The sequence below is a fragment of the Finegoldia magna ATCC 53516 genome, from assembly GCF_000159695.1.
GTDB lineage: Bacteria > Bacillota > Clostridia > Tissierellales > Peptoniphilaceae > Finegoldia > Finegoldia magna_F.
In genome coordinates this window covers 309,064-334,514 of the sequence record NZ_CM000955.1, presented here as the reverse complement: position 1 = coordinate 334,514, position 25,451 = coordinate 309,064, and the positions used below count along the sequence as shown (strand labels likewise).

General features: G+C 32.3%; 21 protein-coding genes and 1 pseudogene. 17 read left to right on the top strand and 5 right to left on the bottom strand.

Annotated features, from left to right (window positions below; all coding sequences use genetic code 11):
* The first annotated feature begins 11 nt into the window (after nucleotides 1-11).
* Nucleotides 12-467: a ferritin-like domain-containing protein gene (locus HMPREF0391_RS01495; RefSeq protein WP_002835060.1), complete on the top strand. Its 456-nt coding sequence runs from the start codon at nucleotides 12-14 to the stop codon at nucleotides 465-467.
* Nucleotides 468-474: 7 nt separating this feature from the next.
* A pseudogene (fdhF, locus tag HMPREF0391_RS09270) lies at nucleotides 475-3,165 on the top strand (formate dehydrogenase subunit alpha); the annotation flags it as partial.
* 148 nt (nucleotides 3,166-3,313) lie between these two features.
* On the opposite strand, the gene HMPREF0391_RS01480 reads toward fdhF, so the two are convergent.
* Both HMPREF0391_RS01480 and HMPREF0391_RS01475 read right to left on the bottom strand, forming a co-directional pair.
* Nucleotides 3,314-4,390, bottom strand: a complete 1,077-nt coding sequence (locus tag HMPREF0391_RS01480) for a pyridoxal phosphate-dependent aminotransferase (protein WP_002835054.1) — start codon at nucleotides 4,388-4,390, stop codon at nucleotides 3,314-3,316.
* A 10-nt stretch (nucleotides 4,391-4,400) separates the two neighbouring features.
* Nucleotides 4,401-5,507, bottom strand: a complete 1,107-nt coding sequence (locus tag HMPREF0391_RS01475) for a ribose-phosphate pyrophosphokinase (protein ID WP_002835053.1) — start codon at nucleotides 5,505-5,507, stop codon at nucleotides 4,401-4,403.
* A 272-nt stretch (nucleotides 5,508-5,779) separates the two neighbouring features.
* Here HMPREF0391_RS01475 and HMPREF0391_RS01470 point away from each other — a divergent pair, with 272 nt between their 5' ends.
* From HMPREF0391_RS01470 to fni, 6 genes are all read left to right on the top strand, one after another.
* On the top strand, nucleotides 5,780-6,955 hold the full coding sequence (locus HMPREF0391_RS01470; protein ID WP_002835052.1) for an IS110 family transposase: 1,176 nt from the start codon (nucleotides 5,780-5,782) through the stop codon (nucleotides 6,953-6,955).
* 222 nt (nucleotides 6,956-7,177) lie between these two features.
* Complete coding sequence (gene tadA, locus HMPREF0391_RS01465) at nucleotides 7,178-7,645, top strand: tRNA adenosine(34) deaminase TadA (protein ID WP_002835051.1); 468 nt, start codon at nucleotides 7,178-7,180, stop codon at nucleotides 7,643-7,645.
* Nucleotides 7,623-8,504, top strand: a complete 882-nt coding sequence (locus HMPREF0391_RS01460) for a TIGR01212 family radical SAM protein (protein WP_002835050.1) — start codon at nucleotides 7,623-7,625, stop codon at nucleotides 8,502-8,504. The genes tadA and HMPREF0391_RS01460 overlap by 23 nt, the downstream gene beginning before the upstream one ends.
* A 71-nt stretch (nucleotides 8,505-8,575) precedes the next feature.
* A complete protein-coding gene (locus HMPREF0391_RS01455) occupies nucleotides 8,576-12,781 on the top strand; it encodes an acyl-CoA dehydratase activase-related protein (RefSeq protein WP_002835049.1) in 4,206 nt (1,401 codons plus the stop codon).
* Between the two features lie 123 nt (nucleotides 12,782-12,904).
* On the top strand, nucleotides 12,905-13,858 hold the full coding sequence (locus HMPREF0391_RS01450) for an LCP family protein (protein ID WP_002835048.1): 954 nt from the start codon (nucleotides 12,905-12,907) through the stop codon (nucleotides 13,856-13,858).
* Nucleotides 13,859-13,884: 26 nt separating this feature from the next.
* Nucleotides 13,885-14,895 carry a type 2 isopentenyl-diphosphate Delta-isomerase gene (fni, locus tag HMPREF0391_RS01445; protein ID WP_035109084.1) on the top strand — a complete coding sequence of 337 codons (1,011 nt, stop codon included), beginning with the start codon at nucleotides 13,885-13,887 and terminating at the stop codon, nucleotides 14,893-14,895.
* A 48-nt stretch (nucleotides 14,896-14,943) separates the two neighbouring features.
* Here the strand turns inward: fni and HMPREF0391_RS01440 are convergent, their stop codons facing one another.
* Entirely contained in the window at nucleotides 14,944-15,477 is a 534-nt protein-coding gene (locus tag HMPREF0391_RS01440; protein WP_002835046.1) for a biotin transporter BioY, read from the bottom strand.
* Nucleotides 15,470-16,159: a hydrolase gene (locus HMPREF0391_RS01435; protein ID WP_035109081.1), complete on the bottom strand. Its 690-nt coding sequence runs from the start codon at nucleotides 16,157-16,159 to the stop codon at nucleotides 15,470-15,472. Before HMPREF0391_RS01435 ends, HMPREF0391_RS01440 begins: the two co-directional genes overlap by 8 nt.
* A gap of 179 nt (nucleotides 16,160-16,338) precedes the next feature.
* Here HMPREF0391_RS01435 and rpsF point away from each other — a divergent pair, with 179 nt between their 5' ends.
* From rpsF to HMPREF0391_RS01390, 9 genes are all read left to right on the top strand, one after another.
* Entirely contained in the window at nucleotides 16,339-16,626 is a 288-nt protein-coding gene (gene rpsF, locus HMPREF0391_RS01430; protein ID WP_002835043.1) for a 30S ribosomal protein S6, read from the top strand.
* Between the two features lie 20 nt (nucleotides 16,627-16,646).
* The gene (locus HMPREF0391_RS01425) at nucleotides 16,647-17,159 is read left to right on the top strand and encodes a single-stranded DNA-binding protein (RefSeq protein ID WP_002835042.1); all 513 of its coding nucleotides are present in this window, start codon (nucleotides 16,647-16,649) and stop codon (nucleotides 17,157-17,159) included.
* Nucleotides 17,160-17,179: 20 nt separating this feature from the next.
* The gene (rpsR, locus tag HMPREF0391_RS01420; RefSeq protein WP_002835041.1) at nucleotides 17,180-17,404 is read left to right on the top strand and encodes a 30S ribosomal protein S18; all 225 of its coding nucleotides are present in this window, start codon (nucleotides 17,180-17,182) and stop codon (nucleotides 17,402-17,404) included.
* Nucleotides 17,405-17,457: 53 nt separating this feature from the next.
* The gene (locus HMPREF0391_RS01415) at nucleotides 17,458-18,519 is read left to right on the top strand and encodes a branched-chain amino acid aminotransferase (protein WP_002835040.1); all 1,062 of its coding nucleotides are present in this window, start codon (nucleotides 17,458-17,460) and stop codon (nucleotides 18,517-18,519) included.
* 85 nt (nucleotides 18,520-18,604) lie between these two features.
* Nucleotides 18,605-20,440, top strand: coding sequence for a polysaccharide biosynthesis protein (locus HMPREF0391_RS01410; protein WP_002835039.1), 1,836 nt, complete (start codon nucleotides 18,605-18,607; stop codon nucleotides 20,438-20,440).
* A gap of 12 nt (nucleotides 20,441-20,452) precedes the next feature.
* A complete protein-coding gene (locus tag HMPREF0391_RS01405; RefSeq protein ID WP_002835038.1) occupies nucleotides 20,453-21,823 on the top strand; it encodes a D-alanyl-D-alanine carboxypeptidase family protein in 1,371 nt (456 codons plus the stop codon).
* A 9-nt stretch (nucleotides 21,824-21,832) separates the two neighbouring features.
* Nucleotides 21,833-22,141, top strand: coding sequence for a thioredoxin (gene trxA / locus HMPREF0391_RS01400; RefSeq protein ID WP_002835037.1), 309 nt, complete (start codon nucleotides 21,833-21,835; stop codon nucleotides 22,139-22,141).
* A 201-nt stretch (nucleotides 22,142-22,342) separates the two neighbouring features.
* Nucleotides 22,343-22,669 carry a DUF6110 family protein gene (locus tag HMPREF0391_RS01395; RefSeq protein WP_002835036.1) on the top strand — a complete coding sequence of 109 codons (327 nt, stop codon included), beginning with the start codon at nucleotides 22,343-22,345 and terminating at the stop codon, nucleotides 22,667-22,669.
* Complete coding sequence (locus HMPREF0391_RS01390) at nucleotides 22,669-24,744, top strand: heavy metal translocating P-type ATPase (protein WP_002835035.1); 2,076 nt, start codon at nucleotides 22,669-22,671, stop codon at nucleotides 24,742-24,744. The genes HMPREF0391_RS01395 and HMPREF0391_RS01390 overlap by 1 nt, the downstream gene beginning before the upstream one ends.
* A 164-nt stretch (nucleotides 24,745-24,908) precedes the next feature.
* On the opposite strand, the gene tpx is transcribed toward HMPREF0391_RS01390, so the two are convergent.
* A complete protein-coding gene (gene tpx, locus HMPREF0391_RS01385) occupies nucleotides 24,909-25,415 on the bottom strand; it encodes a thiol peroxidase (protein ID WP_002835034.1) in 507 nt (168 codons plus the stop codon).
* Between the last annotated feature and the right edge of the window lie 36 nt (nucleotides 25,416-25,451).

Sequence of the window (25,451 nt, the reverse complement as noted above, 5' to 3'; positions counted from 1 at the left end):
TAGGTGAAATAATGAATAGAGAACAATTAATATCAATTATTGATGATGCTGTAAATAGAGAAGACGATTCATATACATTTTACAAAGATGCAGCTGAAAAAGCCGAAGATCCACAAACTAAAAGTATTTTCGAAAGACTCAGCAAAGAAGAATTGAAACACAAAGATTACTTACAAAAATTCTTAGAAACTAAGGCTGAAACTATCAAAATTGATGATAGCGAAGATTATAATTTATCACAAGACATTGATAGACCAAGAATGACTACAGAAATGGACTTTAGAGATGCTATCAAATTAGCTATCAAAAGAGAAGAAGAAGCTATGCAATTGTACGCTGATATTGCAAATTCTTGCTTAGATAAAGCTGAACAAGATATTTTTGCTGGATTATCTAAAATGGAAAAATTGCATAAAACTGAACTAGAAGAAATATTTTTGAATGTAGGATTTAACGAAGTTTGGTAGGTGTAATATGTTAAATATAAATATTGATGGTATTGATGTTCAAGTTGAAGAAAATACCACTGTATTAGAAGCTGCGCATAAAGTTGGGATTGATATCCCGACATTGTGCCACGATAAATATCTGAGCGAATTTGGCGGTTGTAGAATGTGTTTAGTTGAGATTGAAGGATCAAGAAAACTTCAAACATCATGTTCTACTATGGTCAAAGACGGTATGGTAGTTAAGACAGAAACTGATCGTTTAGTAAAAACTAGACAAAATATACTTAAACTTTTGATGATGAATCACCCTAAAGATTGCTTGACTTGTTCAAAAGTTGGTAATTGTAGATTACAAGATTTGTGCTACAGATATGGTGTTAAAAACCCAGAAGTATTAGGCAAATATGGTAATTATGACATAGAAGTTCAAAATCACGAAGTTGACGATAGCAATCCATTGATTTTCAGAGATCAAAACAAATGTATTTTGTGCGGAAAATGCGTCAGAGTTTGTGAAGAAGTTCAATGTACACATACAATAGATTTTAAGAATAGAGGATTTGACTCTTATATTTCTACAGCTTTTGATCTTCCTTTGTCCAAGGAAAACTGCCGTATGTGTGGACAATGCATAAGCGTGTGTCCAACAGGTGCATTAATCAATAAACAATTAAAAGATACAAGACCTTGGGAAGTTGAAAAAGTTAAGACAACTTGTCCTTTCTGTGGAACAGGATGTCAATTCAACTTAATTGTAAAAAATGGAAAAGTTCAAGGTGTTGAACCATGTGATGGTTATGTAAATCAAAACGCACTTTGTATCAAAGGGCGTTTCCATACAGATATGATTCACTCAGACGAAAGATTGACTACTCCATTGATTAGAAAAAATGGAGAATTGGTTGAATGTAGCTGGGATGAAGCCATAGGTTATGTTGGAAATAAGTTAAGAGATATCAAGATGGAATTTGGTCCAGATTCAATAGCTGGTCTAAGTTCTGCTAGATGTACTAACGAAGATAACTTTGTATTCCAAAAAATGATGAGAGCAGCGATTGGAACAAACAACGTCGATCACTGCGCGAGAACCTGACACGCTCCAACAGTTGCAGGTCTTGCAGCTACATTAGGAAGTGGAGCTATGACAAACTCTATAGAAGAAATTCTGGGTGCAGAATTGTTGTTTGTTATAGGTTCTAATGCTACAGAAGCTCATCCTATTATTGGTAATAAGATGAAACAAGCTGTTAAAAAAGGAACTAAACTTATCGTTGTAGATCCAAGAAAAACTGGCTTGGCAGAAGAAGCGGATATTTGGTTGAGATTAAATCCGGGTACGGATGTATTCTTATTAAATGCTATGATGAAAGTTATCATAGAAGAAGGATTAGAAGCCAAAGATTATATTGAATCACGTGTTGAAAACTTTGAAGGCTTGAAGAAAACAGTTATGAAATACGATTTGGAAGAAGCTGAAAAAGTTACAGGTGTGGACAAAGAATTAATCAGACAAGCAGCTTTGTTGTATGCAAAGACTGAAAAAGCTGGTATATTCTATACACTTGGTATTACAGAACACACTCATGGAACGGAAAATGTAATGAGCTTGGCAAATCTAGGAATGTTAACTGGTCATGTTGGTATTGAATCTGGAGGAATAAACCCTATCAGAGGTCAAAACAACGTACAAGGAGCTTGTGACTTAGGTGCTTTGCCTAACACATATCCTGCTTATGCAAAAGTTACAGATCCAAAAGCTCGTGAATTTTTCGAAAGCGTATGGAAGACTCCATTGAGTCCAAATCTTGGATACCAAATTCCCGAAATGTTTAATCAAGCAGTTAAGGGAAATCTTAAAGCAATGTATATAATGGGTGAAGATCCTGTTTTATCAGATCCAGATGCAAATCACGTTAAGAGAGCTTTGAATAATTTAGATTTGTTAGTAGTTCAAGATATCTTTATGTCTGACACAGCAAAGCTTGCAGATGTGGTATTCCCAGCAACTTGCTACGCAGAAAAGGACGGAACATTTACAAATACTGAAAGAAGAGTTCAAAGAGTTAGAAAAGCTGTAGCTCCTCCGGGACAAGCTAGAAATGACTGGTCAATTTTGTGTGATGTAAGTAAAATCATCAATCCAAATGTATTCTTTGGTTATGAAACAAGTGAAGATGTATTTGAAGAAATGAGAGTAACTATGCCAAGTTACAGAGGAATGACTTATGAAAGAATCGACGATGTTGGTTTACAATGGCCATGTCCTACAACATCTCATCCTGGTACAAAATACTTGCACAAAGGAATATTTGCAAGAGGTCAAGGTCAAATGATGGAAATAGAATACAGACCATCAGAAGAATTGCCAGATGATGATTATCCAATGATTCTAAGTACAGGAAGAATGTTGTATCATTACAATATAACTACAAGATACTCAAAAGATTTGGATGGAGTAAGTCCTTACGAACTTGCAGAAATCAATCCAGTGGATGCAGAAAGATTGGGAGTAAAAGATTTGGATACTATCAGAGTTACATCCAGAAGGGGAAGTATCGTAACTCGTGTTGTAGTAACTGACAGAGTATTACCTAATATGATATTCATGACATTCCACTACAGAGAATCTCCAGTAAACGAAGTGACATCAAATCATTATGATCCAATCACAGGAACTGGTGAGTATAAAGTGTGTGCAATTCATGTTGAAAAAGTTGATTTGCATCCAGATCATGAGGATACAATTCAAAGATTTGTTAACATGGCAACTTTATTATCAGATGAACACAAAAAAGATAAAAAAGTAATATAAACAAACAAAAAAAGATCTCAGATTTTAAAATCTGGGATCTTTTAAATTGCGATTATTTTAAAATATCTTCAATCAATTTTAACAATTTGTCGTTTGATTGCTCATCCAAAATACAAAATCTAAAAAAGTATTCATTCAAATTATTAAACGATGCACAGTCTCTTATGATAAGAGCATGAGGAATTAATTTTTCTCTTAATTCGTGTGCAGTTATTTTTTTATCCAATATTTCGCATAATACGAAATTCGATTTTGAAGGATAAACTTTCAAGCAATCAATTTTTTCTAAAGTAGATATCATTTTTTCTTTTTCACGATTGATAAATTTGAACACTTTTGTGTGGTATTCGATATCTGTGAACATCTCGCCTCCAAGAATGTCGGCAAAAATATTTATGTTCCACAAATTAGTGTGTTTATTTATATCATCGTAAAGTTTTTTATTTCCAGTTATTCCGTAACCCAATCTTATTCCGGCAGCTGCGAAAAACTTTGATGTAGATCGTATAACAAGTAGGTTATCACATGTTTCAGTTAAATTAACTGCAGAATACATGTCTACATCTGAAAACTCAACATAAGTTTCATCTATCATAAAATAGCAATTGCTTGATTTGATAAGTTCTTCAAGTTTTCTGTTTTCGATAGCATATCCTGTTGGATTATTAGGATTGGTTAATATTACAAGACTTACTTCGTTTTCTTTTATCATTCTCGATAATTTCTCACAATCTATCGCAAAATCATTTGATTTGTCCAAATCGTAAGAAATTATATTGGAGTTGATTTTGTTGAGTTCTCTTTCATACTCCGAATAACTAGGGTTGAATATTATTGCGTTTTTTGGATTGATTAGAGATATAAATGATGAAATCAAATTAGTGCTACCAGATGTAAGCAAGATTTTGTCTCTTGATACATTGGTGTATTTTTCAATAGATGATAGTAAATGATCGTAATTTGGATCAGGGTACACTCCGACTTTATTAAGGTTTTTTTCAAGCTTAGTCATCGCTTTAGGACTTGGACCTAAAGGATTGACGTTTGAACTGAAATCCTTGATTTCATCTATATTAAATCCGTATTCTTTTTGAATTTCAAAAAGATTTGCTCCATGAGATGATTTCATTATTTTCTCCTTATAAAATATTAATACCTCTTGTTTTATCTAACAAAATTGAGATGGATTCTTCTCTGTTGAAGTGGTGAATAAATTCACTCATCAATTCGCTCATATCTACAGCGTGGAACCATTCTTTGTTTTTGATTGATTCTGGTACATATGTTAAGTTTGTTGAATAAACTCCGTCGATGTAGCCTTCTTTATTCATTTGGTCGAATTTATCAGGACCTTCAGTAAACAAAGCAAAACTTACTGCGCAGAATATTCTGTTTGCATTTTGTTTTTTCAATTGTTTTGCAATATCGATAACAGATCCGCCTGAAGCAATCATATCGTCTACGATTAATATGTCTTTGCCTTCTACTTCACGTCCGATGTATTTGTGTTCAATAATAGGATTCTTACCGTCGACTACTTTAGTGTAATCACGTCTTTTGTAGAATAATCCTATGTCTTGTTTTAAAATATTTGAGTAGTAAATTGCTCTATCCATTGCACCAGTATCTGGTGAAATAATGATCATATTTTTCTTGTCTAATTCATCAGTAGTTATATTTTCTTTTTCTAAGAAGTGAGTAACTATTTCTGCTGTAGGATAGATGTTTTCAAATGTCATCAATGGGATTGCGTTTTGTACGTTTGGATCGTGTACATCAAATGTGTAAATTCCATCTACTCCCATGTCTTCTAATTCTTGAAGTGCCATTGCACAGTCAAGTGATTCTCTGGATTTACGTCTGTGTTGACGTGATGCATATAAAAGAGGCATCATTACATTGATACGTGAAGCCTTTCCATTAATTGCGGAGATAACTCTTTTGATATCTTGGAAGTGTTCATCTGGACCGATTATAGTTTGTTCACCGAACATATTGTACTTTAATCCATAATTTCCAACGTCTGAGATGATTAAAATATCACGACCTCTAACTGATTCATCGATTGTAACTTTTCCTTCACCGTTACTAAATCTGGATTCTGTTATCTTTAATAAATAACTTTCTGTTGCACCGTTTTTTTTCACTAAAAGTTCGTCAACTTCTTTTGCCAAACCTTCAATGTTCTTCATTGCTATGATTCCAAGTTCTCCATATGGAAACTCTTCAAATTTTGATTCTGACATAAGTCCTCCTCGTATAATATAGTTGTAGTAATAAATACTACATTTTATTCTCAATCCCACTTTCTTATGGGATAATAATTGTATAGATAGAGGTCGTAGTCTCCCTCCTTGAAGCTAGTCTTCCTATTTAAGGGTTACGCCTCTACTTTACGTCCTTATCAGTATGAGCTGGATAGCACATTTCGTTGCTGTATGTCTAACGAGGTTTGATTGTCGTAAAGTTCTTGAGGGTTCTTTCTCTATCTAAATTTATATTAAAGCTAGGTGATTTTATGTTTTACATTGGTGTTGATATTGCAAAGAATAACCACGAAGCCTCAATAATTGATTCTAATGGTAAACTTGTTTCTGAGTCTTTTTCTTTTTCTAATTCTATTAGAGGATTAGAGAAGTTTCAGAAATTTATTTCCTCTTTTTCGATTGATTTTAACAATTGTATTATTGGTATGGAAGCTACAGGTCATTATTGGCTGTCTCTTTATTCTTTCTTGATTGATTTAGGATTTTCTTGTATTGTTATTAATCCTATTCAGTCTGATGCTTTTAGAAAGATGTATATTAGACAGACTAAAAATGATTCTGTGGATTCTTTTGTTATCGCTCAAATTCTTAGGTTTGGCGAGTTTTCTGTTTCTCATTTTTCTGATGAGGATACTTTTGCTTTAAGAAATCTTTCTAGGTTCAGGTTTGCTCTTGTTGATGAAGCTTCTGATTGGAAGAGAAAGCTTGTTTGTATTTTAGATCAGGTTTTCCCTGAGTATTCTTCGCTTTTTTCTAATATTTATGGTGTGGCTTCTAAGGAGCTTTTGAGTAAGTATCCTTTGCCTGAGGATATGATTTCTATTCCTGCTGATGAGCTTGCTAAGATGTTGTCTAAGTGTAGTAAGGGTCGCTTTGGTATTGATAAGGCTAAAGAAATCCAAGAGAAAGCTTCTAATTCCTTTGGTGTTAAGTTTGCTTTGAAGTCTTTTTCTTTTCAAATCAAACAAATTATTGCTCAAATTTCTTTTCTTGAAGATCAGATTTTTGAGATTGAAGATGAAATTTCTTCTATGATTAATTCTTTATGCCCTGTTATTACTTCTATTACCGGTATTGGTGATGTCTTAGGTGCTGCTATTTTCTCAGAAATCGGTGATATTTCACGATTTGAGAGAGCTAATCAGTTGGTTGCTTATGCTGGTTTAGATGTTGCTGTTAAGCAATCTGGTAATTTTAATGCTACTGATACTAAGATTTCTAAACGTGGTTCTCCTTATCTTAGACGTGCTATTTGGCTTGCTGCTTGTGTTGCTGCTTTTAAAGATCCTGCTTTGTCTGTGTATTATCAAAAACTTAGACAAAGAGGTAAAGCTCATGGTACAGCTATTGGTGCTGTTGCTAGAAAACTTACTAACATTATTTTTGCTGTTTTGAGGGATAACAAAGCTTACATACCTAATATTTAGTTGTTGTGTAATTCTTATTAAATTTTTCTAAGCCTAATTTTTTAGGCTTGTTTGACATGCCTTAAATTTCAAGATAAATTATTTTTTATTTTCTCTTGACATTTGATAGCTGGTCTTAAATACTACATTATATATAAAGAATATCACAAACAATTTACGTATTCAAATTTAAATAATACAAACTATTTGATATAATCGGATAGGAAAGGTGTTTTATAATTTATGGAAAATAATGATGAAAAATTCATGATGAAAGCTATAGAACAAGCTAAAATTGCTTATGATATGGATGAAGTTCCTGTAGGTTGTGTCATTGTTAAAGATGGAGAAATAATTGCTCAGGCTTATAACAGTGTGGAAAAAGACAAAAATGCGACAATGCATGCAGAACTAAAAGCTATCAATCAAGCGACAGAATTTATCGGAAATTTTAGGCTTGACGATTGTATAATGTATGTGACACTGGAGCCTTGTGTGATGTGCACGGGAGCTTTGGTGTATTCAAGAATACCAAAAGTTGTGTTCGGAGCTTTTGATAAAAAAAGAGGAGCTTGTGGGTCTTTGATTTCATTAAATGATTACGAAGGACTCAATCATAAAATAGAAGTAAAAAGTATTATGGAAAAAGAGTGTGTTGAATTGATGCAGAGTTTTTTCAGGAGGATTCGTGAAAAAAATAGAAATAAATAGATTAAGTGATTATTTGAAAAAAACATACGGCACGAAAGTTTATAAACTACCGTTAGATGGTGGATTCAGTTGTCCTAATAGAAAAAATTCTAACGGTTGTATTTTTTGTTCTGAAAGTGGTTCTGGTGAATTTACTTTTAATGAGTATTCAATCAAAGATCAAGTTGAATTGCAAATTAAAAGATTATCCGAAAAGAAAAAAGCTGACAAATTTATTGCGTATTTTCAATCGTTCACCAATACTTATAAGCCTGTAAATGAACTTAGGAAAATTTACTCAGATGCTATAGAAAACAAAAATGTGCTGGTACTTGATATCGCAACAAGAGGAGACTGCTTGGATGATGAGAAGATAAAATTATTGAGCGAAATCAACAAAAAGGTTGATGTTTGGGTTGAAATGGGGCTTCAATCTACAAAAAATTCAACAATAGATTTAATCAATCGTGCTTATAGCAATGAAGTTTATTTTGATATGGCAAAAAAATTAATGGATAATGGAATAAAAGTAATATCACATGTAATTGCTGGACTTCCTTATGAAAGTGAAGATGATTTCTTGGAAAGTGTGTACCAAACACAAAAACACGATATTTGGGGAATCAAAATTCATTCATTATATATACAAACAGATTCAAGATTGTACGATTATTATCAACAAAACAAATTCAAAATTTTGACGATGGATGAATACACTGATTGGGTGGTAGATAGTTTCAAAATTCTAAATGAGGATACTGTTGTGCATAGAATGACTGGAGATGCATACAAGCCAAAACTTTATCTGCCTAAATGGTCTTGTGATAAATTAAAGGTAATTTCTGAGATAAATAGTAAAATTAAAACATACAATACATAAAAAAATTTATTGAAGTTTTTGTGCTTTTGAAATATACTTACTTAGTATAGGAATATGGAGGGATTAACACAATGAAAATCCACATGGGTTTAGATGTAGGTTCAACAACTGTCAAACTTGTCATTATAAATGAAAACTACGAAATTTTATTTCAAGAATACACTAGACATCGTTCTGACATAGAAGAAACTACCAAAAATGTTCTTAAACAAGCATACGATTCACATCCAGAGTTCAAAAACAGCGATTGTACAATCATGGTCACTGGAAGTGGCGGAATGTATGTTGAAGATAATTTGAATATCGAATTTATACAAGAAGTTGTAGCTGGAACTACAGCTATAAAAAAATATATCCCTAATGCCGATGTATGCATTGAGCTTGGGGGAGAAGACAGTAAGATAACTTATTTAAAAGGAAACGTAGAACAAAGAATGAACTCCATCTGCGCAGGTGGAACTGGAGCATTTATAGACCAAATGGCAGCTTTGTTAAAGACAGATGCTTCTGGTCTTAACGAATTAGCCAAAAATTACAAGAAAATATTTTCGATTGCAAGTAGATGCGGTGTATATGCAAAAACTGACATTCAAGCTTTGATTAACCAAGGCGCAACAAAAGAAGATATGGCAGTGAGTGTATTCCAATCTGTTGTCAATCAAACAATATCAAATCTTGCTTGTGGAAGACCTATTGAAGGGAACATCGTATTTTTGGGTGGACCACTTTATTTCTTATCAGAATTAAGAAATAGATTCATCACGACATTAGATGACGGTGTGAATACATTCTACAGCCCTGAAAATGCGCAAGTATTTGTAGCATTGGGAGCGGCTATTGCATCAATGGATGAAGAAGTTGTGAAGTATGAAGATTTGTTAAACAGATCTTATGACAAAAAGCAAGAAATTGATGATGAATTAATACTTGAGCCACTATTTAAAAATGAGAATGAAAAAGAAAAATTTTACGAAAACCACAAAAAATCTAACGTAAAATTCAAAAATCTTGACGAAGTAGAAGGAAACTTGTATTTGGGAATTGATGCGGGTTCAACTACTAGTAAAATTGTAGTAATTGATGAAGATTGCAACATTGTTTACGATTTTTATGCAAATAACCAAGGCAATCCACTTGATTTAGTTAAGGAACAATTATCTGTAATTTATTCTAAACTAAATGATAATCAAAAAATTGCAAGTAGTGGTATAACAGGTTATGGTGAAGATTTTATAAAACAGGCTTTATCGGTAGATTTTGGCGAAGTAGAGACAATAGCACATTTGACTGCTGCTAGATACTTTGATCCAGATGTTGATTTTGTTTTGGATATTGGCGGTCAAGACATGAAAGCTATGCATGTAAATGATGGAATAATTGATTCTATTCAATTAAACGAAGCATGTTCGTCTGGTTGTGGGTCATTTATTGAAACATTTGCTCACAGTTTGAATTTATCTGTACAAGAATTTCAACAAAAAGCACTTGAATCAGAAAATCCTGTAGATTTAGGTTCAAGATGTACAGTTTTTATGAATTCAAAAGTAAAACAAGCACAAAAAGAAGGCGCTAGTGTAAGCGATATTGCAGCAGGTTTGTGTTATTCAGTTATCAAAAACGCAATCCAAAAAGTTATTAAACTTAGAGATCCATCAAAATTAGGAGAACACATTGTAGTTCAAGGTGGTACATTCTACGGTGATGCTATTTTAAGAGCTTTCGAAAAAATCACAGGTAAGGTTCCTACAAGACCAAATATTTCAGGTCTTATGGGAGCTATGGGAATGGCGTTGATTGCAAAAGAAAAATCAACAGGATATTCTACGATTTTATCTGAAGACGAACTTGAAAAATTTGAATACACTCAAGAACAAGCAGAATGTAAATACTGTTCTAACCATTGCAAATTGACTATCAACAAATTTGCAAATGGCAAAAAGTTTGTAACTGGAAATAGATGTGAAAGAGGAGCTGGAATTAGTCTGGATAAAAAGGACAAGCTTCCAAATATGTACGATTATAAAAACAAAAGATTATTTGGATATAAGAGCATTCCAGAAGATAAAGCAAGAGCGACTGTAGGAATTCCTAGAGTGTTGAATATGTACGAAAATTATCCTTTCTGGCATACATTCTTCACGAATTTAGGATACAGAGTTGTATTGTCCTCAAAATCATCAAGAGAAATTTATGAAAAAGGAATTTCTTCGATTACAAGTGAAACATGTTGTTATCCTGCAAAATTAGTTCACGGTCACATTGAAGATTTATTAGAAAAAAATGTCGATATGATATTCTATCCTTCGGTATTTTTTGAAAAACAAGAATATGATAAGGCGAATAATCACATTAACTGTCCGGTAGTTACTGGATATCCGGAAGTTATAAAAAATAATGTAGATGGATTGAAAAATACGAAGTATTTCAACCCATTCATATCATTCCAAGATAAAAATAAATTAAAGACAAGACTTATCGACGAATTAAAAGAGCTAGGACTTTCTGATAAGGATATTTCTAACAGCGTTGATAGAGCATGGGATGAACTTGAAAAATACAGAAAAGATGTAAAGGTTGAAGGAAAGAAAGCTTTGTCCAAAATTCGTGAAATGGGCAAAAAAGCAATTGTGTTAGCTGGTAGGCCGTATCATGTCGATTCGGAAATCAACCACGGAATCCCTGAGCTTATTACTTCATTAGGTCTTGGAGTTTTGTCAGAAGATTCTATAATTGATTACGATGACGATGTAGATAGCGATTTGAGAGTATTGGATCAATGGGTATATCACTCAAGACTTTACAGAGCAGCTGAAATTGTTGGAAACAGTGAAGATTTGGAAATGGTTCAACTAAATTCATTTGGTTGCGGAATTGATGCTGTAACTACAGACCAAGTTAATGAAATTTTGTCTGCGAAAGGAAAAATATATACTGTTTTAAAAATCGATGAAATTAGTAACTTAGGCGCTGTTAAAATCAGAATAAGATCATTGATACAAGCGCTTGAAAAGAAAAACTTCGTTCCAAATGTGAAAAAATCATATCACGTCGAAAAAGTTGAATTCACTAAGAAAATGAAAGAAGAATACACGATTCTAGCACCACAAATGGCGCCAGATCACTTTGAAATAATGGAATCATTATTCAAAGATAATGGCTACAAGGTAGAATTTTTGAAAGATGTTAATTCAAAAGTAATCGACGAAGGATTAAAATATGTAAATAACGACGCTTGTTATCCATCTATAACTGTTGTTGGACAAATGATGGAAGCTATAAATTCTGGTAGATATGACACTGACAAACTAGCTTTATTAATGAGTCAAACTGGTGGAGCGTGCAGAGCAAGTAACTATGTTGGATTTATAAGAAAAGCGTTAAAAGAAGCGGGATATGAAAATATTCCTGTAATTGCTATTTCTTGGCAAAATATCGAAACAAACGAAGGCTTTAACCTTTCTCCATTAGTATTACAAAAAATGATAGTTGCTGTTTTGTACGGCGATTTGATAATGAGATTATCAAATTTCACTAGAGCTTACGAAAAAGAAAAACAAACTGATTTGCTAAAGCAAAAATGGATTGAAGAATGTCAAAAGAGAGTTTTGAAATCAAGTTCAAAACTATTTAGACAAACTGTAGATGAAATTATTGAAGATTTCTCAAAAATAGAATTATTGGATATACAAAAACCAAAAGTTGGTATTGTCGGAGAAATTCTAGTAAAATATCTTCCTCAAGCTAATAATAATTTGCAAGATTTATTAGAAAAAGAAGGCTGCGAAGTGGTTATGCCTGATTTGACTGATTTTGTGCTTTATTGCTTGAGAAATGAATACCACAAGGGAAACTTCTTATCCAAATCCAAATTCACAGGATTTATGTGTAACATGGGAGTAAATTTGATTGAACATTATAGAAAATACATCAGAAACCAATTAATCAAATCGAAGTTTACTCATCCACTTAAGATACAAGAATTAGAAGATTATGCACAAGAAGTTGTATCGCTTGGAAATCAATACGGTGAAGGTTGGTTGTTGACTGCGGAAATGATAGAATTAATTCATATCAACGCTAACAATATTGTATGTATTCAACCATTCGGTTGTCTTCCTAACCATATCACAGGAAAAGGCGTTATCAAGAGAATTAGGCAATTGTATCCGCAAGCAAACATAATTCCAATTGACTACGATCCTGGTGCAAGTGAAGTAAATCAAATTAACAGAATCAAGCTTATGCTTTCACAAGCAAAAGAGAAAATTAATAATTAAAACTTACAAAAAATCAAAATTAGTGTAAATTTTCATTGTTTTTGATATAATTAAATAAGTGTTATGACAAAGCACCGGTAAATCCGAGTGCTTTGTTCATTAAGAAAGTAATTGGAGGAAAGAATGAAAAAAAGAGCTGTTATTGTCTTTTTTATTTCGCTGGCACTATTTTTGGGAGTGTATTTCGGTGCTGGTAAATTTTTGGGAAGCTTAAAAACAACTGGCTCTGATATTAAAGGCGATGAATTAGGAAAAAACAATGTAATTGAACAAAATATACCGGATGAATTTTTATTTGTGCTTTTAGGAATTGATAAGGAAGTAAGCACAACTGATCATCAAAGATCTGATACTATAATGGTTTGTAAAGTCAACTTTAATTCTGGTAATGTGGACATACTGTCTGTGCCAAGAGATACTCAAATTAGATTGAATGGAAATATTCACAAAGTAAATGCGGCACACGCTTATGAAGGTGCGAAGGGATCTTTAAAAGCGTTGAGAGATTTATTGGGAATAGATTTGGATTATTACGTTGAAGTTGATTTTGATAGTGTTGAACATATCGTAGATGCTATGGGTGGAGTTGAAGTTGATTCACCAGTAGAAATCAATCTTCCAACAATAAAAATGCATATTCCAAAAGGAAAATCAAAACTAAATGGACCTGAAGCGTTACAATATGTGAGGGCACGTCATCCATTAGGTGGATCTGATGAAGCTAGAATTGAAAATCAACATTATTTTATAAAAACATTGATGGATCAATTATTAAGTCCTGCAAATATTACGAAAATGCCTAAGATGATTGAAATATTTAAAAGAGATGTTAAGACAAATATCCCACTAGGGGATATGACTGCTTATCTTACAAAACTTCCTAACTTTTCATCTAGCAAAATACATAGCTATATACTGCCAGGAGAATACAAAGATGATGGAATTAGTTGGTATATGGCGGATGAAGAACAATTACCAGAAATTGTAGACAGATTATTTGCTGAATACAAACTGGATGATCAAACCACTAATGATAATGACAGAAAAGAAGATGGGGAAGAATCTCAAAATAATTAGCGGTTTTGTTTTTGGGAGGTATTTTTGTGGAAAGAAAGCAAGAACACATTGAAAATTATTTGAAATCAGAATACAGGGGCAACAACTTATTTGATTGTGTGTATCTGGAACACACATCACTGCCTGAAATAGATTTGAATGATATCGATTTGTCGATGGAATTTAACGGCAAGAAAATCGACTATCCTTTCATGATAAACGCCATGACTGGTGGCGGAGATTCCTGCTGTGACATCAATGAGGATTTGGCTAGATTGTGCAAAACGTTCAACATTCCAATGGCAGTTGGTAGTCAAAAAATAGCTCTTGTTGAATCAGAAGCGATTGAAAGTTTCGAACTTGTACGAGAAAATTTGATAAAAAATGAAAATATCGTAATAGGAAATCTTTCTGCAAGAGAAAGCTTGGAATCAGTTGAAAAAGCAATTGAAATGATAGATGCTGATATGTTTGGCCTTCACTTAAATCCAATTCAAGAATTGATTATGGAAGAAGGAGACAGAGAATTTTCTGGAATTAAAGATAACATCAAAAATATCGTAGAAAATGTAGATGTGCCTATAATCGTAAAAGAAGTAGGTTACGGAATGAACAAAAAGACAATCTATGATTTATACGATCTGGGTGTTAGATACATTGATATTGCTGGTTTTGGTGGAACAAATTTTTCTGAAATAGAAGATAATAGAAGATTCGATATGGAATTTTCTGAATTTTACTGTTGGGGAATTCCTACGGCGAAGATTTTATTGGACATGCAAGATAAACCTGACGATTTGTTTTTGATTGCAAGTGGTGGAATAAAAACAGCAATTGATATTGTAAAAGCACTAGTTATTGGGGCAGATATGACAGCGATGAGTGGCGAAGTATTATCTTATTTAATGCATGGTGGTTATGAATTTGCTAAGGAATTTTTGGATAGCTTGATTTATAAACTAAAAATGCTCATGGTAATGCTTGGGGCAAGAAATATCAGTGAATTGAAAAATGTAGACTACAAAATATTTGGAAAATTAAAAGAAATTACAGAATAAAAAGAAGTCATACAAATTTGATTTTAATATCAAACTTGTATGACTTTTTTAAATGTATTTTTCTACTCTATTCGTAACAAAACTAAAAACCAAAGCTTTTAACATATCCCCAGGTAAAAACACTATCATACCAGTGAATAATAATTTCCACAAGTCGAATTGTTTATTAGATAATTTGAAAAATATTCCCATGTATATCACACCAAAAGCGTAAATTATAAGTGATGACACCATGAACATAATAAAAAGGTTTAATTGTGACAGGTTGCGGTCTTTGAATTTTACATAAAAAGTTTGTGCCAAAAATCCTATTACATAACCAAAACTCGGTGAAAATATTGCCTGCATTCCACCTTTTCCTCCCGCAAAAACAGGAAGACCAATAAGACCTATTACAATATACAATAAAACCGACATATTTGCGTATTTTTTGCTTAAATAATATCCAGATGATATTGCGAACAAACTTTGTAAGGAAATAGGAACTGGAAATAATGGGATTATAATATAAGATCCAATTACTATGAGTGCACTAAACAAAGCGATTTTTATGAGCTCTTTTGTATCTATACTTTTACTCATCTTGTTTTTCTCTCATATCTTGTCTGTAATTTGCCATTACTTCGTGGAAAATTTCTGCTGATGTTGGGGGAGTATAACTTAAAGCATTCGCTCCAGCATTGATCGTATCGATAACATTTTGCTCATTATCACCGCCTGTTGCAATTATTGGAAATTCATATCCAACTTTTTTTCTGATTTCTTCAACTAAAAATGCAGTTTTCTTTCCACCGGATACATTTAAAATATCTGCACCAGAATTGATTTTTCCTTCGATATCATCATATGCAGATACTATTGTAGCGACTATAGGTATGTCTAAAACTTTTTTCATCTGAACAATAGTCTCATTTTTCATTGGGGCATTTACGATTACTCCGTAAGCTCCTAACATCTCTGCTTGTAATGCCATATTTACACTTCTAATTCCAGATGTAATTCCGCCACCTACTCCGGCAAAAACTGGAAGACTTGAAGACATTATAATAGCATTTGTGATTGATAATGTTGGTGTGAAAGGATATACTGCCATTATGGCGTGGCCATTTGTATTATTTATTATTGCAATGTCTGTTGTGAAGACAAGAGTTTTTATTCTTTTTCCTAAAACTGTTATGCCAGATGCTTTGTACATTGATTCTGGAATATGTACCATTCTGTGTCTCAAATTAGATTTTACTTCTGGTATAAATTTCTTTTCCATAAGATGCCTCCTTAAAATGAATTTCATATTTATATTATAATAGATAAAACCATTATGGCAAATCAAAAAAAGTAAAAAATATTTTGGAAATTTGTTGTAAATGTTAAAAGATTATGGTAATATATATAGGTAAATCCTTGCTCCGGATAGGGGCCAAATAGACCACAAGGAGGTGTCATATGAATAAATATGAATTAGTGCTAATCTTTAAGCCAGAATTATCAGAAGAAGACAGAAATACTGTATTCTCAAGAATTCAACAAGTAATTGACGAAAATGGTAAACTTGAAGAAGTTCACGATTGGGGAAAAAGAAAATTAGCTTATGAAATTAACTACATCAAAGAAGGATACTATTATATTGTAAACTTCGATTTAGATCCACAATTTGTTAAGGAAATCGAAAGAAGATGTAGATTATTCGACCAAATCATTAGATACATGGTTGTTAGAGTTGACGAACAATAATCGTAAGAGGAGGAAATGTTTTGAATAATGTTAGTTTGATGGGTAGATTGACAAGAGACCCTGAAGTGAGATATTCAGCGAATACTCAATTAGCTAACGCTAGATTTAGTGTTGCTGTAGATAGAAGATTATCTAAAGAAAAAAGAATGGAAGCTGAAAACAACAATCAACCAACTGCGGATTTTATCAATTGCGTTGCTTTTGGAAGGACTGCAGAAGTTATTGGACAATATTTCCATAAAGGAAATAGAATTGCGATTACAGGCCACATTCAAACGGGATCTTATGAAAACCAACAAGGACAAAGAATTTATACAACTGATGTAATTGTCGATCAATTTGATTTTGTTGAATCAAGTAATTCACAACCAAATTCAGGTAACTATCAAGGTTACAACAATAACCAATCATTCAACAATAATTCTTTCCAAAACAATAATTTCCAAAATTCAAACGATATTCATAAGAGTAATGACGATTTCGGAATGGGAGACAATGCAGTTCCGACTGATATTGACGAACTTCCATTCTAATAGTAGGAGGTTTTAAAGATATGCAAAGAAGATTTAGACCTAGAAAAAAGATAGATCCATTCCAAAAGGATAAAACAAAAGTTATTGATTATAAAGATGTAAATATGCTTAAAAACTATATCAGTGAAAGAGGTAAGATTTTACCAAGAAGAGTAACTGGATTAAACGCAAAACATCAAAGACAAATAACTGATGCTATCAAAAAAGCTAGACAAGTTGCACTATTACCATACAGTGCTGAATAAGAAAAAATTAAGCTACCTTGATGGTAGCTTTTTTTACATATAAGGAGATATAAATGAGTTTAAAAATCGAAAAAACAACAACACCAAAACAAAAATACTCTGATAGTGAAGAATTGGGATTTGGAAAAATATTTACAGATCACATGTTAGTAATAGATTATGACAAAGAAAATGGTTGGCACGATGAAAGGATAATTCCATATCAAAATATTTGTCTTGATCCTTCTTCTATGGTCTTTCATTATGGACAAACTGTTTTTGAAGGGATGAAAGCTTATAAAAATGACGGCAAAGTATATTTGTTTAGACCATTAGAAAATTTAAAAAGATTAAATAAAAGCAATGATAGATTGTGTATTCCACAAATCGATGAAGAAAAAGTTTTGAAATATTTGTACAAATTTGTCGATTTGGAAAGAGATTGGATACCTGAAGAAGAAGGTTGCTCATTGTATATCAGACCTTTTATCATTGCAACTGATGCACAATTAGGAGTAAAGGTTAGTAATGAATACAAACTTATCATAATAGCTTCTCCAAGCGGATCTTATTATAAAAATGGTTTGAGCCCTGTTAGTATTTATGTAGAAAAAGATTATGTGAGAGCTGTAAGAGGCGGAATGGGAATGGCAAAAACTGGTGGAAATTATGCTGCTAGTATGAAAAGCCAAGATATTGCTCACGATAGGGGTTATTCACAAGTTTTATGGCTAGACGGTGTGGAAAGAAAATACATCGAAGAAGTAGGTGCGATGAATATATTCTTTGTGCTAAAAGACAAAGTTATAACGCCAATGATTAACGGAAGTATTTTGGAAGGAATAACTAGAAAATCTGTTATCGAATTACTAAGATACGAAGGTATGGAAGTTTCAGAAGAAAGAATTTCTATTGACGATATCAAAGATTATTACAAAAATGGAGAGCTTCTAGAAATATTTGGAACCGGAACTGCAGCTGTTATCAGTCCAGTTGGAAAGCTATTGTATGATGAATATGAAATGATTATTAACGATGGTCAAATCGGAAAAACTAGCCTTCACGTTTATGAAACATTAACTAATTTACAATTTGGAAAGATTGAAGATAACTTTAATTGGAGAGTTGAGATTTAAACGATAAAAGTCATTTTCCGAATAATTTTATCTTGTATTTATGGTATAATGAATACGATAAGTAATATTTGTCAGAGGAGTTAAAATGAATAAATACAGAAACATAGTATTGGGGATTTTAGATGCTATAATCATTAATATATCGTATATTGTAGGTTTACTTTTAAGATTTGACGGACAAGTACCGCCAAGGTATATGAGTTACTATCTTAAATATGCAGCCGTAGTTACAATAATACAAATTTTGATACTTTTTATTTTCAAAATGTACAAGGTAATGTGGAGGTATGCAACATTTGAAGACTACTTAAAAGCTGGTGTGTACACTGCTATTGCAAGTGTTGGTTCTTCATTGTTTTTGATTTTGGTAAAATCAACTCTTCCAAGATCAAGCTTTTTGATTGCCCTTGTTTTTGAAGTTGTATTGATTTTAATAGTTCGTATGATTGCAAGAACTAAAACTGATAAAAAATCAGCTGTTGAACAAACTATCGCAGGTCAAGTTAATTCAATGGTAATAGGAGCAGGTGCTGCGGGAGTTTTGGTTGTACGTGAAATGTTAAATCACCCTGAAATGAAATCCAAACCTGTGTGTATAATCGACGATGACAATACAAAAATAAACAAAAGTATTTCGTCGGTTCCGGTTGTAGGTGACACAAGTGATATTGTTAAAAAGGCACATGAGTACAACGTTGAAGAAATTGTTTTAGCGATACCAACTATAGATTCAGAACGAAAGAAACAAATTCTTAATGAATGCGAAAAACTTAATGCAAAAGTTAAAATAATGCCTGGCTATTATGAATTTATAGATTCCAAGGTTGATTTGAAAGATTTAAGAGATGTTCAAATCGAAGACTTGCTTGGACGTGACCAAGTAGTATTGGACAAAGAAATTCTTAATGAATTTTTGAACGATAAAGTCGTAATGGTAACTGGCGCAGGTGGATCAATAGGTAGTGAGCTTTGTAGACAAATATTAAAATATAAACCAAAAAAATTGGTGATGATTGATATCTATGAAAACACTACTTATGATATACAAAATGAAATTTTGAGAAATGATCCTGATGCACCAATTGATGTTATTATAGAATCTATAAGAAACTTCGATAGAATGAATGCGATTTTTGGAATTCACAAACCAGATGTTGTGTTCCACGCTGCAGCTCACAAACACGTTCCTTTGATGGAACATTCACCACAAGCAGCTGTTTTGAACAATGTATTTGGAACGAAAAATATAATAGATTGTTGCGATATTCATAACGTCAAGAAATTCGTATTAATATCTACAGATAAGGCGGTTAATCCGACATCTGTAATGGGTTGCACAAAGAGAATTTGTGAGCTATTAGTACAATCTAAAAATCAAATTTCTAAAACAGAGTATGTAGCAGTTCGATTTGGAAATGTGCTTGGATCAAATGGTTCAGTAATTCCACTATTCAAAAAGCAAATTCAAGAAGGTGGACCAGTTACTGTTACCCACAAGGATATCATTAGATATTTCATGACAATTCCTGAAGCTTGTCAACTTGTTATGCAAGCTGGAGCAATGGCAGAAGGTGGAGAAATATTTGTATTAGATATGGGAGATCCTGTAAAAATCGTAGATTTGGCAAAAAAATTGATAAAATTATCAGGCTTGGAGTTGGACAAAGACATCAAGATAGAATTTACGGGACTTAGACCTGGAGAAAAACTTTACGAAGAAACTTTGATTGAAGCTAATAATATAAGTAAGACAAAATATGATATGATATTTGTAGAAGAACCGGTGGTTCACGATATAGAAAAATTATCTAACGACTTAGTGGATTTGAAGAAAACTACAGAACAAAACTCAAAGTTAGTAATTGTTGAACAATTGCAAAAAATCGTACCAAATTATACTCCGGATGTAGAACATCAATAAAAGAGGTGGAATATGGCTGACAATAAAAGAAAATCAAGTTACAGTGATATTAATCAAAAATACGATTTTTCAAGCGGAAGAGTTTCAGAAAGCGAAATGAGACGCAGGAAGAAAAACGCCGAAAAAAATCGTAGAGAAATGAGAAAACAAAGAAATAGTTACAATCATGAACAAGATATGGGCAAAACAATAGTTTTGACTCCAGAAATGGTTGAAATGGAAAGAAAAAGAATAGCTAGACAAAAAAGAATAGCTAGACAGAAGAAATTGAGAAGAAGAAGAATTATTTCCGCAATCGTGGCAATAGTTTTGATACTTTTAATTATTTTTGCTGTTAAGAAGATTACAAATAAAAACAACGCAAAACCAAAACAACAAACAACAATCACTAACCAAACACCAGTAAAACCACAGCCAGTTGTTCAATCATTAGTTAAGTTCTCAAAGACAAATAAAATGACTAATTTGTATGAAAAGAGCGAAAAAGTATCCACTGTTCTTGAACAAATTCCTAACAATGCTTATGTAAAGTATTATTCAGATCAAGGAGATTTTTCATACGTTGTGTATAATGGCAAAAAAGGATACATTTTAAAATCTGATTTGTCAGATATAGAAAACAAAAATCAATTCAAAGTAATAAAAGGCGTTTTGATTGTAAATAGTGACTACACATTGCCATCAGATTACGATCCAGGAATTGATGAAGATGCTCGTAAATCATTTACTTTAATGGTTAATGATGCAAACAAAGACGGTGTAATATTAAGAAGCGTGAGCGATTATAGATCATTCGAACAACAATCTAAGTTAGAAGATGTAGAAGATGTAAAATTCGTAAAAGCTGGTACTTCTGAACATCAAACAGGTCTAGCATATGATTTGATAGGAGAAGATTACACACTTAAATACAAATTAGATTTCTCAAAATCAAAAGAATACAAGTGGTTGATGGACAATGCTTATAAATACGGTTTCGTATTGAGATATCCTGAAGGAAAGGAAGATACTACAGGATTAAGCTTTGCTCCATGGCATTTTAGATATGTTGGAATTGATTTGGCGAAAATTCTTCACGACCAAAATTTGACATTGGAAGAATACCTTAAAGTTGCTGATGAAAATGTAACAAAGACAGACAACAACAAAGAAGATAGCGACAAACAAAACAACGAAGAAAAAGAACCATCAAACTCTGAAGAAAACTCTGAGAGAAAATCGGATAGTGAAAACTCAAATAATAACAGAGATAATTCTGATAACGAAAACTCAGAAAATTCTGACAAAAAGAGAAACAATCAAAATTCTGAAGATGATGGACAAGATAATAATAAAAACGACAGAAATAACGACAACAACGACAACAATGATAACAATAATTAGAGGTGAAATATGATTTATTTAAACAATGAAAACTTTGATGAAGAAGTAATTCAAGCAAAAGGCAAAATTTTGGTAGATTTCTATGCAGATTGGTGTGGACCATGCCAAGGACTCGCTCCAATAATTGAAGAAATTGATGAAGAAAACAAAGACGAAAACATCAAAATCTGTAAATTAAATGTAGATGGAGCACAAGAAATTTCCAGAAAATACAAAGTAATGAGTATTCCTACAATTTTGGTATTTGAAGATGGAGAAATCATAAAATCTACTGTAGGTATGGTAGAAAAAGAATATATTTTGGATATGCTAAAATAAAAAATTAAATATAAACAAATGAGATCTAATCTAGGACAAATAGATTAGTTCTTTTTTTATTAAAAAGTAAAAAATCGAAGAAAACACTTATATTTTTAAGAAAAAAATTGTATAATAATGGTGAGATAGAATATAAAGAAATTGTAAATTTTATGTAAAAACTTACAAATATTTTAAGGTGTAAAATTATGGAGGTATATTATGATAAACAAAAAAATAATTAGCGTAGGTGCAGGAATAATAGCTGGAGCTATTGGTGGAAAAGTTTTGAATTCAAAGCTAGCTAAAAAAGCTGCTGTTAGTACAGTTGTTGGAGGATTAAAAGTTAAAGAATCTATCGATAAAACTGTTGAAAATATTAGAGTTTCTGCAGAAGATGTTATTGCAGAAGCAAAAGATGTAAAAGAAAGAGAAGAAAAAGAAGAAGCTAAGAAAAACGATGAAATGGACATCGAAAAAGTAGCTGAAGAACAAGAAGAAAAAACTGAAGAAAAAGTTGAAGATAAAACAGAGGAAGAAAATAAATAATGAGAGCGTCAATAGCCCACAGAATAAAGGGCAGATGCCGTTTTGTTTATGAAGATAATTTAAAAAAAGAAAATCTTAATAAACTTAAATATTGTATAGAAGAAGTTAGTGGAGTGAGATCATGTAAGATTTCACTTCTTACTAATTCTATTACTGTTAGTTATGATGAAAACTGTGTTTCGAAATTGGCGAAGTTTATTCTTGATTTAGATATGGATACAATTGAGAATACATCAATAGATAATGTAGATTTTCAAGCACAATCAGAAAATGATTTGTTTAATATTCTGAGAAATGCGATGTATCGAAGAATCTTTTTCAAATATATGCTTCCTGCTCCAATAGGAACAGTTGCATTGTTCTTTAGAGCTTATCCGTTTATAAAAAATGGTATTAAATCTTTACTCAATAGAAAACTAAATGTTGAATTGTTGGATGCAACAGCTATTTCTGTATCTCTTGCAACAAGACAGTTTGCAGATGCTGCGAATATTATGTTCTTGTTGGGATTAGGTGAAGAAATAGAAGATTATACAATGAAAAAATCTCAAGAAAATTTGGCACATTCTTTGGCATTGAATATAGATAATGTATTTGTCATTGAAAATGACGGAAAAATCATTAAAAATATTAAAGATGTTGAGATTGGAGATATTGTCGAAGTTGAAATGGGTAATAGTATTCCTGTTGATGGTAAAGTCATCAAAGGTGTTGCCATGGTTAACGAATCTTCATTCACTGGAGAATCAAATCCTGTCAAGAAAACATCGGGCAGTGTTGTATTTGCAGGAACTGCAATTGAAGAAGGTTCTATTCTAATCGAAACGGAGAAAAAACACGATGATTCAAGATTATCTCATATTATAAGTTTGATTTCAGAAAGTGAAAAGAACAAGTCACTCGCTCAAAAGAAAGCTGAGAACACGGCTGATAGTCTTGTGAAGTATTCATTTATAGGCACAGCATTGACTTATTTATTCACAAGAAATCTTCAAAAAGCTAAGTCCTTCTTAATGGTGGATTTCTCATGTGCATTAAAATTAACTATTCCAATTGCCGTAATGAAGGCGATTAGTCAAGCATCTGAAGAAAAAATCCTTGTAAAGGGCGGAAAATATTTGGAAAACTTGTCTGAAGCAAATACAATCGTGTTTGACAAAACTGGTACGTTGACAAAATCTGAGCCAAGAGTAGCAAAAGTAATAGCTCTCGATAAAATTTCGGAAAATGAGTGCTTAAGAATAGCGGCTTGTCTGGAAGAACATTTCCCACATTCGATTGCTAAAGCTGTGGTTGAACACGCAAAGCATAAAAATTTGAAGCACGAAGAAATGCACTCTAAACCAGAGTACATTGTTGCTCACGGAATCAGAACTAAGATTGTTGACAAGGATGCCTTGATTGGATCTGAACATTTTATTCTTGATGATGAGGGAATAAAAATTAATGATGAAACAAAACAAATTATAGATAAATTAAAAGAAGATTATTCGCTATTGTACTTGGCATTTGCCGGTAGATTAATCGCTGTAATTTGTATTGAAGATCCTCTAAGAGATGAGGCTTGTGATGTTGTAAAATCATTGAGAGATTTGTCGTTTACAAACATCACGATGTTAACTGGCGATGCAGAAAATTCTGCTCACAGTGTTGCTTCACTATTGGATTTGGATTATTATCAATCACAAGTTTTACCTGAAGATAAGCAAAACTATATCTTGCAAGAAAAAGAAAAGGGAAATAAGGTTGTAATGATTGGCGATGGTATTAACGATTCTGTTGCATTATCTAGCGCAGATGTGGGAATTTCAATGCATCAAGGAGCAGATATTGCGAAGGAAATCTCGGATATTTCGATTGGATCAGACAGCTTAGAAGGGCTTGTTGATGTTGTAAAATTATCAAAAGCTATGAAAAAAAGAATTGATTCTGATTATAGACAAATCGTAGGATTCAATTCAACTTTGATAATATTAGGAGTTATGGGAATATTGACCAATACTTCATCGGCACTCCTTCACAATTTATCAACGGTTATGATTGCCGGTAGAAATATGAATAAATACAAAATATAATTTAAATAAAAAAATCTCGTAATCGACAAATGTAATGCCTCTTTAAATCCGGACACGGAAATAAGGGGGCAGTACAAAATCGGTTACGAGATTTTTGTTTATTAATCTTTAATATTTTGTATCCTTTTCGAAAGTATTATCAATTTTTTGTATGATATAATTTATTAAAGTGATTTTAAGGCTTCTATAGCTTTATCGTAATCAGGGTGATTTGTATTTTCTTGTACGTATTCAACGTATTTAACTTCGTTGTTTTCGTCTAGGATTACAATACCTCTGTTAAGAAGACGGAATTCTTCCATTACGAAACCATATTTCAAACCAAAATCTAAATCTTTGTGATCGCTTAGGACTATTAGGTTGTCGATTCCTTCAGCTGCACAGAATCTTGATTGTGCAAATGGTAAATCACAGCTAATTGTAAATATAATTGTGTTGTCAAATTCACTAGCCTTTTTGTTGAATTCTTTTGTTTGGAATTCGCAAACGCCAGTATCAATTGATGGTACTACAGAAATTAATTTTTTCTTTCCATCGTAATCAGATAATTTTACTGGTTTTAATTCTGCGTTTAAGCAAGTGAAATCTTGAGCTTTATCACCTACGTTTACTTTAGTTCCTAATAATGTTACAGGGTTGTTTGCAAATGTTGTTTCTTGTCTTTTGTCCATGTTATAGACCTCCTTATAATTTCATTTTCATACAAA

What these genes read in the sequence shown, in the direction of transcription:
- HMPREF0391_RS01440 (WP_002835046.1), bottom strand. Translation starts at nt 15,477, where the DNA reads ATGAGTAAAAGTATAGATACAAAAGAGCTCATAAAAATCGCTTTGTTT.
- rpsF (WP_002835043.1), top strand. Translation starts at nt 16,339, where the DNA reads ATGAATAAATATGAATTAGTGCTAATCTTTAAGCCAGAATTATCAGAA.
- HMPREF0391_RS01455 (WP_002835049.1), top strand. Translation starts at nt 8,576, where the DNA reads ATGAAAATCCACATGGGTTTAGATGTAGGTTCAACAACTGTCAAACTT.
- HMPREF0391_RS01395 (WP_002835036.1), top strand. Translation starts at nt 22,343, where the DNA reads ATGATAAACAAAAAAATAATTAGCGTAGGTGCAGGAATAATAGCTGGA.
- HMPREF0391_RS01415 (WP_002835040.1), top strand. Translation starts at nt 17,458, where the DNA reads ATGAGTTTAAAAATCGAAAAAACAACAACACCAAAACAAAAATACTCT.
- HMPREF0391_RS01470 (WP_002835052.1), top strand. Translation starts at nt 5,780, where the DNA reads ATGTTTTACATTGGTGTTGATATTGCAAAGAATAACCACGAAGCCTCA.
- HMPREF0391_RS01450 (WP_002835048.1), top strand. Translation starts at nt 12,905, where the DNA reads ATGAAAAAAAGAGCTGTTATTGTCTTTTTTATTTCGCTGGCACTATTT.
- tpx (WP_002835034.1), bottom strand. Translation starts at nt 25,415, where the DNA reads ATGGACAAAAGACAAGAAACAACATTTGCAAACAACCCTGTAACATTA.
- HMPREF0391_RS01475 (WP_002835053.1), bottom strand. Translation starts at nt 5,507, where the DNA reads ATGTCAGAATCAAAATTTGAAGAGTTTCCATATGGAGAACTTGGAATC.
- HMPREF0391_RS01405 (WP_002835038.1), top strand. Translation starts at nt 20,453, where the DNA reads ATGGCTGACAATAAAAGAAAATCAAGTTACAGTGATATTAATCAAAAA.
- HMPREF0391_RS01390 (WP_002835035.1), top strand. Translation starts at nt 22,669, where the DNA reads ATGAGAGCGTCAATAGCCCACAGAATAAAGGGCAGATGCCGTTTTGTT.
- HMPREF0391_RS01410 (WP_002835039.1), top strand. Translation starts at nt 18,605, where the DNA reads ATGAATAAATACAGAAACATAGTATTGGGGATTTTAGATGCTATAATC.
- HMPREF0391_RS01435 (WP_035109081.1), bottom strand. Translation starts at nt 16,159, where the DNA reads ATGGAAAAGAAATTTATACCAGAAGTAAAATCTAATTTGAGACACAGA.
- tadA (WP_002835051.1), top strand. Translation starts at nt 7,178, where the DNA reads ATGGAAAATAATGATGAAAAATTCATGATGAAAGCTATAGAACAAGCT.
- rpsR (WP_002835041.1), top strand. Translation starts at nt 17,180, where the DNA reads ATGCAAAGAAGATTTAGACCTAGAAAAAAGATAGATCCATTCCAAAAG.
- HMPREF0391_RS01495 (WP_002835060.1), top strand. Translation starts at nt 12, where the DNA reads ATGAATAGAGAACAATTAATATCAATTATTGATGATGCTGTAAATAGA.
- HMPREF0391_RS01480 (WP_002835054.1), bottom strand. Translation starts at nt 4,390, where the DNA reads ATGAAATCATCTCATGGAGCAAATCTTTTTGAAATTCAAAAAGAATAC.
- trxA (WP_002835037.1), top strand. Translation starts at nt 21,833, where the DNA reads ATGATTTATTTAAACAATGAAAACTTTGATGAAGAAGTAATTCAAGCA.